Source organism: Fimbriimonadaceae bacterium (assembly GCA_023957775.1).
In the GTDB taxonomy this organism is placed as follows: domain Bacteria; phylum Armatimonadota; class Fimbriimonadia; order Fimbriimonadales; family Fimbriimonadaceae; genus JAMLGR01.
In genome coordinates this window covers 22656-34643 of sequence record JAMLGR010000022.1, presented here as the reverse complement: position 1 = coordinate 34643, position 11988 = coordinate 22656, and the positions used below count along the sequence as shown (strand labels likewise).

At 66.1% G+C, this 11988-nt stretch carries 11 protein-coding genes; 6 read left to right on the top strand and 5 right to left on the bottom strand.

Annotation, left to right across the window (positions count from 1 at the left end):
• Window positions 1–66 precede the first annotated feature (66 nt).
• Window positions 67–2700, top strand: a complete 2634-nt coding sequence (locus tag M9921_15420; GenBank protein ID MCO5298237.1) for a hypothetical protein — start codon at window positions 67–69, stop codon at window positions 2698–2700.
• On the opposite strand, the gene M9921_15415 is transcribed toward M9921_15420, so the two are convergent.
• The 5 genes from M9921_15415 to dxr all read right to left on the bottom strand — a co-directional run bounded on the left by M9921_15415 (window position 2694) and on the right by dxr (window position 6994).
• Window positions 2694–3089, bottom strand: coding sequence for a four helix bundle protein (locus tag M9921_15415; GenBank protein MCO5298236.1), 396 nt, complete (start codon window positions 3087–3089; stop codon window positions 2694–2696). The genes M9921_15420 and M9921_15415 overlap by 7 nt on opposite strands.
• A 124-nt stretch (window positions 3090–3213) precedes the next feature.
• Window positions 3214–4209: a Gfo/Idh/MocA family oxidoreductase gene (locus M9921_15410; GenBank protein MCO5298235.1), complete on the bottom strand. Its 996-nt coding sequence runs from the start codon at window positions 4207–4209 to the stop codon at window positions 3214–3216.
• Between the two features lie 20 nt (window positions 4210–4229).
• A complete protein-coding gene (locus tag M9921_15405) occupies window positions 4230–4589 on the bottom strand; it encodes a sulfite exporter TauE/SafE family protein (protein MCO5298234.1) in 360 nt (119 codons plus the stop codon).
• Window positions 4590–4634: 45 nt separating this feature from the next.
• Window positions 4635–5723, bottom strand: coding sequence for a M50 family metallopeptidase (locus tag M9921_15400; GenBank protein ID MCO5298233.1), 1089 nt, complete (start codon window positions 5721–5723; stop codon window positions 4635–4637).
• Window positions 5724–5884: 161 nt separating this feature from the next.
• Entirely contained in the window at window positions 5885–6994 is a 1110-nt protein-coding gene (gene dxr / locus M9921_15395) for a 1-deoxy-D-xylulose-5-phosphate reductoisomerase (GenBank protein MCO5298232.1), read from the bottom strand.
• A gap of 64 nt (window positions 6995–7058) precedes the next feature.
• Here dxr and lysA point away from each other — a divergent pair, with 64 nt between their 5' ends.
• Genes lysA through mqnC form a run of 5 tightly spaced genes read left to right on the top strand, consistent with a single transcriptional unit; the run spans window position 7059 to window position 11982 of the window.
• Entirely contained in the window at window positions 7059–8393 is a 1335-nt protein-coding gene (lysA, locus tag M9921_15390) for a diaminopimelate decarboxylase (GenBank protein MCO5298231.1), read from the top strand.
• Complete coding sequence (locus tag M9921_15385; protein MCO5298230.1) at window positions 8390–9055, top strand: site-2 protease family protein; 666 nt, start codon at window positions 8390–8392, stop codon at window positions 9053–9055. Before lysA ends, M9921_15385 begins: the two co-directional genes overlap by 4 nt.
• Before the next feature lies 1 nt (window position 9056).
• Window positions 9057–10061, top strand: coding sequence for a tryptophan--tRNA ligase (trpS, locus tag M9921_15380; GenBank protein MCO5298229.1), 1005 nt, complete (start codon window positions 9057–9059; stop codon window positions 10059–10061).
• Window positions 10061–10852, top strand: coding sequence for an HAD family hydrolase (locus M9921_15375; protein ID MCO5298228.1), 792 nt, complete (start codon window positions 10061–10063; stop codon window positions 10850–10852). The genes trpS and M9921_15375 overlap by 1 nt, the downstream gene beginning before the upstream one ends.
• A 47-nt stretch (window positions 10853–10899) precedes the next feature.
• Window positions 10900–11982 carry a dehypoxanthine futalosine cyclase gene (mqnC, locus tag M9921_15370; protein MCO5298227.1) on the top strand — a complete coding sequence of 361 codons (1083 nt, stop codon included), beginning with the start codon at window positions 10900–10902 and terminating at the stop codon, window positions 11980–11982.
• Window positions 11983–11988 lie beyond the last annotated feature (6 nt).

Below are 11988 nucleotides of genomic sequence, written 5' to 3'. Positions count from 1 at the left end.
GACCAACGATAGACGACCAACGCCCCCAAAGGAACCCGCTCCCGCTCCGCCGAAGTAGTCCCTGTGATGGGAAGAACCGTGTCCACCCTGGCGCTGGCTTTGGCTAGCGCCTTCGTCGTTGCGCAGTCGGGTCCTTCGGACGCCGACCTCCTCAAGCCGTTCGAGTTCCGAAACCTGGGGCCCGCCGTGACCGGGGGACGCGTGGTGGACATCGAGGCCCACCCCGCCCAACCGGGAACCGTGTACGTCGCGGCGTCGAACGGCGGCCTGTGGAAGACCACCAACAACTGCACGACGTGGACACCGATCTTCGACCGCAATCCCACCATCTCGATCGGCGATGTGGCGATCGCGCCCAGCGATCCCGACACGATCTGGGTCGGCACCGGCGAAAACAACAACCAACGGTCCAGCCACTACGGCGACGGCGTGTACAAGTCGGTCGACGGCGGCAAGACGTGGCTGAACATGGGCCTGCGGGACAGTTGGCACATCGGGCGTATCGCCATCGATCCCAAGAACCCCAACACGGTGTACGTCGCGGCGCAAGGCCCGCTCTACCGGTCCGGTGGCGAGCGCGGCATCTACAAAACCACCGACGGCGGCGTGACCTGGACGCGCGTTCTCGAGGGGGAGAACGACACGACCGGGTTCATCGACATCGTCGCGAACCCTGCCGACTCCAAGGTGCTCTACGCGGCCTCGATGGACCGCCTCCGCAGGGCGTGGAACATCCGGGAGACCGGACCCGGCTCCGCAATCTACAAAACCAGCGATGCGGGCAAGACGTGGACAAAGCTCACCCAAGGGCTGCCGGAGGGCGACCTCGGACGCATCGGGTTGGCCATTCCCAAGCTGAAGCCCTCGACGGTCTACGCGACGATCATCACGACGACGCCGCGCGGCATCGGGGTGTGGCGCACGGACGATGCCGGCAAAAACTGGTCGCGCCCCGGCACCTCGAACGTTCCCGGAGGGTCCTACTACGGCAAGATCTTCGTCGACCCCAACGATCCCGAGAACGTCACGGTCGTGGGCGTGAACTGCTCGCGCAGCGACGATGGCGGCAAGACGTTCAAGGGCGGGATCGACCGCCAGATCCACGTGGACCACCACGCCCTCTGGATCGACCCGGCGAACAGCAAGCACCAGTTCCTCGGCAACGACGGCGGCCTGTACGAGACCTACGACGGGTGCGAGACGTGGGAGTTCATCGACAACCTTCCCATTCCGCAGTTCTACGCGATCAGCGTGGACATGGCCGTGCCCTACAACGTGATGGGCGGACTGCAGGACAACGGCGCCTGGCGCGGCCCGTCGCGCTCGCGCGTGCCTTCGGGCATCGCCAACTCGGACTGGATCGCGATCAGCGGCGGCGACGGGTTCTACTCGATCGCCGACCCCGAGGACCCCGACACGATCTACACGTCGTCCCAGTTCGGCAGCATCACCCGGTTCGACGCGAAGACGCGCACGAGCCGCTCGATTCGGCCGCGCGAGCAGGGGCAGCGAGCGAACTGGATGTCGCCCTTCTTCCTCTCGCCGCACAACGCGAAGACCCTCTACTGGGCAGGCAACAAGCTGTACCGGTCCGTGGACCGCGGGAACACGTGGGCGACGGTCAGCCCCGACCTCACGACCCAGCACGAGGAGAAGATCAAGGGGAACGTTCCCCACTGCACGATCACGACGATCGACGAGTCGCCGGTGAAGATCGGCGTGCTTTGGGCCGGGACCGACGACGGCAACGTGTGGGTGTCGCAGGACGGCGGCGTGAACTGGACGCAGGTGAACGAGAATCTGCCGGACGCGCCGAAGGAGTGGTGGATCAGCCGCGTGGTCGCCTCCTCGCACGCCGCGGGGACCGCGTACGTGACGATCACCGGATTCCGCGAGGACGACACCACGCCGTACGTGTACAAGACGACCGACTTTGGGAAGACGTGGAGCTCGATCGCGGGGAATCTGCCTCACGAGGAGGTCTCCGTGATCCGGGAGGATGCGATCAACCCCGACCTCCTCGTGGTGGGCACCGAGACGGGCCTTCACGTGTCGCTCGATGGCGGCAAGAGCTGGAACCGGTTCATGAACGGGATGCCCACCACCGCGTGCCAAGACCTGGTGATCCATCCGCGCGACGGCGACCTCGTGGTCGGCACGCACGGCCGCGGCGTGTTCGTGACGAACATCTCGCCCCTGCGCCAGCTCACGGCGAAGGTGCGGGAGGAGGACGTCCACCTGTTCGACCCCGACCCCGCGCTGGCGTATAGCTTCTACCAGAACATGTTCGACGCGTTCAACGGCATGAAGCGGTACACCGCGCCGAATCCGACCTACGGCGCCTCGATCTCCTACTATCTCAAGACCGTGCCCGCGGGCGACGTGAAGGTCGAGATCCTCGACATCGAGGGCAACGTGATCGCCACCCCGCGCGCCAGCAAGGACGCGGGGATCAACACGGTGAACTGGAACCTCCGCCGCGCCGGCGCGGGACGAAGGGGCGGCGGCATCGACACCGGAGAGTTCCTCGTCCGCCTCACGGTCGGCGACACGGTGCAGACCGCGGTGCTGGAGGTGAGGGGGACGGGAGTCGGGAATCGGGAATCGGGGGGACGGGAGTCGGGAATCGGGAATCGGGGGGGACGGGAATCGGGAGTCGGGAGTCGGGGGGGACGGGAGTCGGGAGTCGGGGGTTATTGACGGGAGTTGGTGGGGGGTTTTTCTAGGGCTTGGCGAAGGCGGATGAGCATCTCGGCGACTCTTCTGCACTTTTCTGTGAGAGCGGGGTCCTCTGGGAGGAGGTCGAGCACGCGTGCAAGTTGGAGGACCGTTGTGAGTTCGCTCAGACTCCCGATGGCGATCGAGATGAAGCGCGCGTACTCCTTTCGAGACCCCCGAGCATTGCCCTCGGCGATATTCGAGGGTATCGACACCGCCGCCCGTTGCATCTGGCTGCAAAGCCCAAACTGCTCATCCTTGGGAAGTAACTTTGTGATTTCGTAGACCGACACAGCAAGGTCCATCGACAGGTTCCAAACGTCCAACTGCCGATAAGAAGCAATAACGCCCGACTGGCCCGATGTACTCATGAGAGGTATTTTATTACCTTCACTGAGTAATGTCAACCCCACCCCCGATTCCCGTCTCCCGCCGACTCCCGATTCCCGATTCCCGATTCCCGTCTCCCGATTCCCTTTGTCGTTTGTCGGGCTCCTACCTTGCGGGTACGACGACTTTGCCGGTGCGGGCGCTCTCCAGCGCGGCCAAGCCCAGGCTGACGGCCATGAAGCCATCGTAGCCGCTCACCGGGGGCGGGGTGCCGCTGCGCACGGCGTCCAGAAACCCCTTGAGCTGGCGGTAGTAGGGATCGTCGGTCGGAGTCAGGGGGGCCTCGTTGCCGCCCCGTCGCGGGGGATCGCCCTCCTTCGGGGGCGCGAGGTGGGTGCGCACGGTCGGCGTATTGCGGCTGTCGAATTCGATCATGCCTGCGCTCCCGCACACCTCGAACGTGGTTCGAGAGCCCGACGGGTCCATCCAGGTCGACTCGACGTGCGCCACGGCCCCCGATTCGAAGCTCATCGTGGTGAGGCCGTAGTCGGGCCCCTTCCCCGTCGTCGCGCCCAGGCTTCGGGCGTAGAGGGAGTCCACCTCTCCCAAGGTCCACCGCAGCCAGTCGAAATCGTGCACGGCAAGGTCCAGCAGCACCCCGCCCGAACGCGAGTGGTCCATGAACCAGTTCTCCGCTCCGCCCATCGGGGCGAGTCCGCCTCTGCGCGTGCGGGCGGCGGCGGGCCGGCCCACGGCGCCCTCGACCACCATGCGGCGTCCCTCTCGGTACTCGGGGAAGAACCGGACCACCTGGCCGGGCATCATCGGAACTCCCGCGCGGTCGGCGGCTTCGATGAGTTGGGCGGCGTCGTCGAGCGAGCCCGCCATCGGCTTCTCCAAGAACACCGCCTTGCCCTCGGAGATCGCCTTCAGCCCGTACTCGAGGTGGCGATCGGTGGGGAGGCAGACGTCCACGACGTCGCACCCGCGAAGCACGTCCTCTTCGGAATCGACGGGAGCGCACTGCCAGGTCGTTTGGAATTTGGCCCGCCGCGCCTCGTCCGGGTCGAAGAAGACCAGATCGACATCCGGCATCTTCCGGTACTGCCGCGCATGGACGTTTCCCATTCCGCCGGCGCCGAGGATTCCCACGCGAAGCATGGGTTCATTATGCCCGCCTCCTACTTCTTGAAGAACATCTGCAAGGCCACGAGGAAGAGGAACACAGAGAAGATGCGCCGGAGCAGCGTTTCATCCACGTTGAGGGCGATTTTGGATCCGAAGAACGCGCCGATGAAGAAGAACACGGCGATCCACGCCCCCGCCACGAGGTTGGCCTTGCCCTCCTGGTAGTAGTTGATCAAGCCCAGCAGACCGACGGGCGCGAGCAGGGCCACCAGAGACGTGCCTTGCGCGAGCTTCTGGTCGAACCCCAACAGGAGGATCATGGCTGGCACGATGATCACGCCCCCTCCGATGCCGAAGAACCCCCCGCCCACTCCCGCAACGGCGCCAATCAGCGCATACCACACGATCTGCATGGTGTTATTGTGGCGTGAAGCGTGAAGCGTGAGGCGTGAGGCGGGCTACCTGCCTCCCAACCTTCCAATATCGACGGCGAACACGCTGACGATCAGCACGACCAGTATCGTGAAGCCGAGACCGGAGAGGTAGGACTGCGTCCGCATGCTCAGGCGGCGGCCTCCGCGCAGCAGCTCCATGAACGCCACGACCATCTGCCCGCCGTCGAGGAAGCCGGGGATGGGCAGGAGGTTGAAGATGCCCAGCGAGATGCTCAGCAGGCCCGCCAACAGGATCACGTCGGCCACACCGCGCTGCACCTGCTCGCTCGTCGCGGTGACGATCGAGATCGGGCCGCCGATTTCCTCCTTGAAGCGTTTGGTCGAGGTGAATGCATGCACCATGCCCCCCGCCATCTCGAACGGGAACACGACGGCCTCGCCGACGGCTTCGGGCACCGTGCTCCGACGCGCCGAGGGAGCCGCGCCGATCATCGCCTGCTTCTTCCGCTCGTTGGTGGGCTCCAAGTCGGGACCGAGGACCGGCGTCTCTTTGTCGTTCACATAGGTCTTCACCGACGTCTCGAAGCGCTTGCCGGCGCGGTCCACGACGAACGCCAGCTTCTGATCCGGCTTGTCGCGCACGGAGGAGACGAGCTGGTACCAAGTCGTCACCGGCTGTCCGTCCACGGAGAGGATGCGGTCGCCCTCTTGGAGTCCGGCCTGCGCCGCGGGCTTGCCCTCGAGCACCATTCCGAGCACCGGCTCGTTGAGCGGATGCCGCGGAACGCTGAGGAACAGGCCGATCAGGATCAGCACGCCCGCCAGGATGCTGAACAACGGCCCGGCGAACAGCACGAGCAGGCGCTGCGCAGGGGGCTTGCTGTAGAAGCCGCCGGGGATGTCCACTTCGCTGCCGTCCTCCTCGGGCACCATGCCCTTGATCCGGACGAAGCCTCCCAGCGGAAGCGGGCGAACCGTGAACTCGGTGCCGTCTTTGACCTTGTAGACCCACTTCCCCTTGCCAAACCCGATTGAGAACTCCTCGACCCCCATCCCGCACAGGCGTGCGAACAGGAAATGGCCGTACTCGTGGGCGGCGACCAGCAGGGAGATCATCACAAGGAACGTGACGGCGGTGAGAACGATCAGCATGCTCTACTCATAACTCCTTCGAGGGGCATTTGGTTTCGGGTGGCGAGGCGCGGAGGGTTTCACGCAGAAGCGCAATGGGTTTCACGCAAAGGGCGCAATGGGGGTCTCACGCAGAGGCGCAGAGGCGCGGAGGGTTTCACGTAACGGGCTCAATGGGGGTCTCAACATTCGGCACGGTCCTCTGCGGTCTGGCGCGCCCACCGGTCTGTTTCCAGAAGGGCCTCAAGGGTCACGGGGCAGGGTTCGTGCCGTTCCATCACCGATTCCACAATCTCCGGGATTTGGAGGAACCGGACGCGGCCTTCCAGGAACGCGTTGGCCGCCCATTCGTTGGCGGCGTTCATCGCGCACGGCATCGTGCCGCCGATCCGAACGCTCTCTCGGGCCAGCGAGGGAGAGCGGAACGTGGACTCGTCTAGCGATTCGAAGGTGAGCGTGGGCGTGTCGACCGGGTTCCATGGAGGCAGGTCGTTGGGTTTGCGCTCGGGATGCAGCAGGGCGATCTGGATCGGGAGGCGCATCTCTGGCCAGCCGAGTTGGCCGAGCACGCTTCCGTCGTTGAGCCGGGCGAACGAGTGCACGATGCTCTGCGGGTGGACGACAATGCGCACGCGGTCGACGGGCACGTCGAACAACCATCGCGCCTCCACCGTTTCCAGCCCCTTGTTCATCATCGTGGCGCTGTCGATCGTGATCTTCCCGCCCATGCGCCACGTGGGGTGGTTCAGGGCCTGCTCCACGGTCACGGCCTCGAGTTGCGCGCGCGTCCAGCCGCGGAACGGTCCGCCGCTCGCCGTGAGGATCAGCTCGTCCACCTGGTCGGGACGATAGCCCTGGAGGCACTGGAAGAGGGCGCTGTGTTCGGAATCGATCGGCGTCAACACGACTCCGTGCTCGCGAACGAGCGGCATCACCCACTCGCCCGCCGCAACCAGAACCTCCTTGCTCGCCAGCGCGATCTGCTTGCCCGCACGGATGGCCTCGACCGTGGGCAGCAGCCCGATCACGCCGGCCACCGCCACCACCACGAGGTCCACATCGGGGGCGGTCGCCATCTCGACGAGGGCTTCCATGCCGCTGGGAAGATCGGGGTGGGGCGCATGGAGCGCCAACCGCACCCCCGGCCACTCCCCGCCCTGGGCCAGCAGCGCCTCGGCGTTCGAGCCCGCCGCGAGCCCCACGAGCTGGAGGCGGTCCGGATGCCGGCGGACGATATCGAGGGTCTGGCGCCCGATGCTGCCCGTCGAGCCCAAAACCACGATCCGTTTCACAGCAGGGATGTTACCGTTCCCGATTCCCGATTCCCGACTCCCGTTCCCTGCCATAATCCTCTCCATGCTCAGTTCCCCTCGCCTGGACACGCGGTTCCGTTTGTCGGAACCGGTTGCCCGCGCGTTGGCGGCCGAGTTTGGGACGCCGTTGTACGTGCTGGACGAGCGCCACTTCCGCGCTCGCATCCGCGCCTACCGCAGCGCCTTGGAGGCTTCGTACCCGCGCACCGAGGTCGCGTTCGCGTCGAAGGCCAACGGGACGCTCGCGGTGCTCGCCATCGCGCACGCGGAAGGCTGCCTCGTCGATGTCGCCAGCGAAGGCGAGCTGCGCGGCGCGCTCGCGGCCGGGGTGCCGGCGTCGCGGTGCCACCTTCACGGCAACAACAAGTCTCTCGGCGAACTCCGCTTCGCGCTCGCATCGGGAATCGGGCAGATCGTGATCGACCATTTCGGTGAGATCGAAGCGGTCCACACCCTTGCGCGGGAGTTGGGCGTCCGGCCCGAGTGCGTGCTGCGGCTCGCCCCCGGAGTGGACCCCGTGACCCACCACAAGATCTCCACGGGCCAGGCCGACACCAAGTTCGGCTTCAACATCGCCGACGGCTCGGCCGAGCGGGCCCTTGCCCGGTGCCTGGAACTCGGTCTGGACGTGGCGGGTTTCCATTGCCATGTCGGCTCCCAACTGCTCGACCCCGAGGCGCAACGCTCGGGTGGAGAAACGCTTGCGCGGTTCGCGGCCCGGATGAAGGCGGAGTTGAAGTACGAGACGCGCACGCTCAATGTCGGAGGCGGACTGGGCGTGCGCTACCTCGACGACCACGAACCTATGGACGTGCAGCCGTACTGCCAGCTCGTCGCCGGCGCGGTGCGCGCCGGATTGGAGGGCTCCGGTCTCGAGCCCCTGCTGGTGCACGAGCCTGGCCGCAGCTTGGTGGCCGAGTCGGGCGTCACCCTCTACACCGTGGGCGTCGTGAAGACCGTCCCCATCGGCGAGGGTCGCACCCGCACGTACGCAGGCGTCGACGGCGGGCTGAGCGAGAACCCCCGTCCCGCGCTCTACGGCGCGAAGTACACGGTCGAGCGCGTCGCGCGAACGCCAGACCGTCCCGGGGTGGCCCTTCCGGAGGCGCCCTTTACCGTGAGCGGCAAGCACTGCGAGACGGACCAGCTCTTCGAAGACGTCTCGCTGCCCGCCGACCTGGCCGCGGGCGACCTGCTGCAGGTCCTCTGCACCGGCGCGTACAACGCGTCGATGGCGAGCAACTACAACCGGTATCCAAGGCCCGCGACGGTGCTGCTGCGGCCGGATGGAACGCGCACCGTCGTCCAGAGGCGCGATGCGTGGGACGAGATGTTCGCGCGCGAGACCGTCCCGGACGATTTGGAGAGCCCCGCTTGAACATTCCCCCTCCCGAAACGATCGCGGCGATCGCCATCGTGATCTTCTTGGCGATCGGCCTCCACGAGTACGCGCACTGCAAGATGGCGGACGCGGCGGGCGACCCCACGCCGGCGATGTACGGACGCGTCACCCTCAACCTCACGAAGCACTTCGAGCCGCTCGGGACGATGATGATCTTCTTCACGTCGCTGACCGGCTTCGGCATCGGCTGGGGACGGCCGGCCCCGATGGACCCCCGCAAGATGAAGAACCCGCGATGGGACTTCTTCGCGGCGGTCGCGGCCGGCCCGATATCGAACGTCCTTCAGGCGGCCGTGTGGGCCGTGTTCCTTCGGTTGGGCGTGGCGGGGGGGCTCCAACACGCGGGCGGCGCGGCCCTGTTCCTGATAGATCTCTTCACCTACGGCGTATTGATCAACCTCTCGCTGTGCTTCTTCAACCTCGTCCCCCTTGGGCCGCTGGACGGCCACTGGTTGCTCGGCACGTTCCTCCCCGAGCCCACCCGGGTGAGGTGGTACATCTGGAACCGCCGCGTGGGAACGACGGCCCTGATCGCCCTGATCCTGATCGGGCAGTTCAGCGGAACGCCGATCCTCGGGGCGGTGATCTTCCCGGCCGTGCGCGCGACCTTTCGGTTCTTCACAGGCGTCCCCTTCTGATATGAGCGAGCAAAGACGACTTCTCAGCGGCATGCAGCCCACCAACCCGAAGCTTCACATCGGGAACTACGAGGGTGCCCTGCGCAACTGGGTGGCCCTGCAGGACGAGTACAAGCTGTACTGCTGCGTCGTGGATTGGCACGCGCTCACAACCATGGCGGAGGACCCCTCGGCGATCGCGGCCAACGCCCGCGAGGTGGCCAAGGACTACCTCGCGGCGGGCATCGACCCGGAGCGGTCGACCGTGTTCATCCAGTCGCACGTGAAGGAGCACGCCGAGTTGCACCTTCTGCTCAGCATGGTCACCCCGCTGGGGTGGCTCGAGCGGGTTCCCACCTACAAGGAGAAGGCGCAGACCGTCGGCGTGGAGCGCGAATCGTACGGCCTGTTGGGCTATCCGGTCCTCCAGGCGGCGGACATCCTGTTGTACAAGCCGTTCGGGGTGCCCGTGGGCAAGGACCAGGCGCCCCACCTCGAGGTGTCGCGGGAGATCGGGCGTCGCTTCAACCGCCTGTACGGGGAGGTGTTTCCCGAGTTCGCGAACATCATCTTGGAGGACGAGCTGCGATCCAAGCTTCCCGGGCTCGACGCCGACGAGAACGGACACCTGCGGAAGATGTCCAAGTCGTACGGCAACTGCATCTACCTGAACGAGACCGAGGACGAGACCGCCGCGAAGATCAAGAACGCGTTCACGACGCCCACCAAACTGCGCCTGACCGATCCCGGAATCCCCGAAGGCTGCGCCGTGTGCCAGTACCTGAAGATCTACTCCCCGAACTGGGAGCAGCAGTGGGAGGAGGATCGGCGCGGCGAGCGCGGGTGCATGCAGAACAAACGCGAGCTGATCGAGGCGATCAACGAGACGCTTCGGCCGATTCGCGAGCGGCGCAGCCAGTTGGACGACGCGACCGTGGAGCAGATTCTCCAGGAGGGAGCGGGCGAGGCCCGCGAGTTCGCCGCCAAGACGATGGCCGAGGTGCGCGCGGCGATGGGACTGAGCTGATGACCGCCCGATCCCCCGAGCCCGCGCCGCTGGGCGACGTGCGCGCCATCTATTTCGACCTGGACGACACCTTGTGCGCGTACTGGGACGCGTGCAAGATCGGCCTGCGCCGGGCGTTCGAAGCGCACCGGCCCGCCGGAGTCGGCGTGGAGCAGATGCTCTCGCTGTGGGCCAGAGCCTTCCGCAAGTTCGGGCCCGCGCTCAAGGATTCGGCGTGGTATCCGGTGTATCTCAAGAGCGGGGGACCCACGCGGGCCGAGCAGATGCGGCTCGCGCTCGCCGAAGGCGGCATCGAGGATGCGGCGCTCGCCGAGCGCCTGGGAGAGGCGTACGGCCAGGCCCGCGACGAAGCGTTGGCCTTGTTCGACGGGGTGAGGGGCGTGTTGGAGCGCCTGCGCAAGCACTATCCGTTGGGGGTGATCACGAACGGTCCCGCCGACGTGCAGCGCCAAGAGCTGGCGACCCTCGGCATCGAGGAGTTCTTCGACCACGTGTTCATCGAGGGGGAGATGGGCGAGGGCAAGCCCGTGCCGGCCGTCTTCGAGCGGGCGCGGGAGGCGGTGGGTTGCGAGCCGCACCAGATCCTGTTTGTCGGCAACAGCTACGGCCACGACGTCCGCCCCGCCCTCGAGGCCGGGTGGCACGCCGTCTGGGTGCGGCGCGCGTCGGACGTTCCGCCCAGTGCCGACGGCGATTCGCCCCGGCCCGAGGAGAAGCCCGTCGACGCCCCACACCCGGACGCGGTGATCGGGGACCTTCGAGAGCTGCTGCCGCTTCTTGGTTTGAGGTAGGCACGCGAGGGGCCCGGAAGGCTCAGGTCAAGTAAAATGGTGGCGGTATGTCCACCGTCGCTCCCCCTTCCACGATCGATTCCATCGCCGACAAGGTGTTTGCGGGCGAACGACTGGATGCGGCCGATGCCATGGCACTGTATCGGCACCCGAACCTCAACGAACTGGCGACGCTTGCGAACGTGCAGCGCCAGCGGCGGGTGCCGGGCAACACGGTCACCTACATCGTCGGGCGCATCCTCAACTACACGAACGTGTGCTGGGTGCGGTGCAAGTTCTGCGCGTTCTACCGGGTGCCGGGGGACGACGAGGGGTACGTGCACTCGGACGAGAGCATCCTCGACAAGGTGCGCGACACCGTGGACAAGGGTGGCACGGAGATCCTGTTCCAAGGCGGCCTCAACCCGAAGCTGAAGATCGACTACTACGAGAACATCTTCGCGAAGATCAAGGAGCAGTTCCCCGAGGTGATCCTGCACGCGTTGAGCCCCGCAGAGATCATCTACATCGCGCACATCTCCAAACTTCGCCTCGACGAGTGCCTTGCGCGACTCAAGGCCGCGGGATTGCACTCGATCCCCGGCGCCGGCGGCGAGATCTTGGTGGACCGCGTGCGCAAGATCATCGCGCCGTACAAGGACACGACCGACGAGTGGCTGGCGTGTATGCGCACGGCCTCGGCGCTCGGCATCCGCAGCACGGCGTCGATGATGTTCGGCCATGTGGAGACGCTCGAAGACCGCGTCGAGCACCTGGGGCGGATTCGGGATCTGCAGGACGAGTGCGAGCCGTTCCGCGCGTTCATCTCCTGGAACTTCCAACCCGAGGACACCCAGCTCCCCATCCCGCACAAGGCGTCGGGCTTCGATTATCTGCGCACTGTGGCGGTGTCGAGGCTGTTCCTCGACAACATCGACAACTTCCAGGTGTCGATCCTCACGCAGGGCCCCAAGATCGCCCAACTCGCGCTCGGCTACGGCGCCAATGATTTCGGATCGGTGATGATCGAGGAGAACGTCGTGTCCGCCGCCGGCAACAAGTTCATCCTGGACGCGCACGAGTTCGAGCGGCTCATCGAAGGAGCGGGCTACGTGCCCAAACGCCGCAACACGCGGTATGAAGTCGTTTGATCGTTG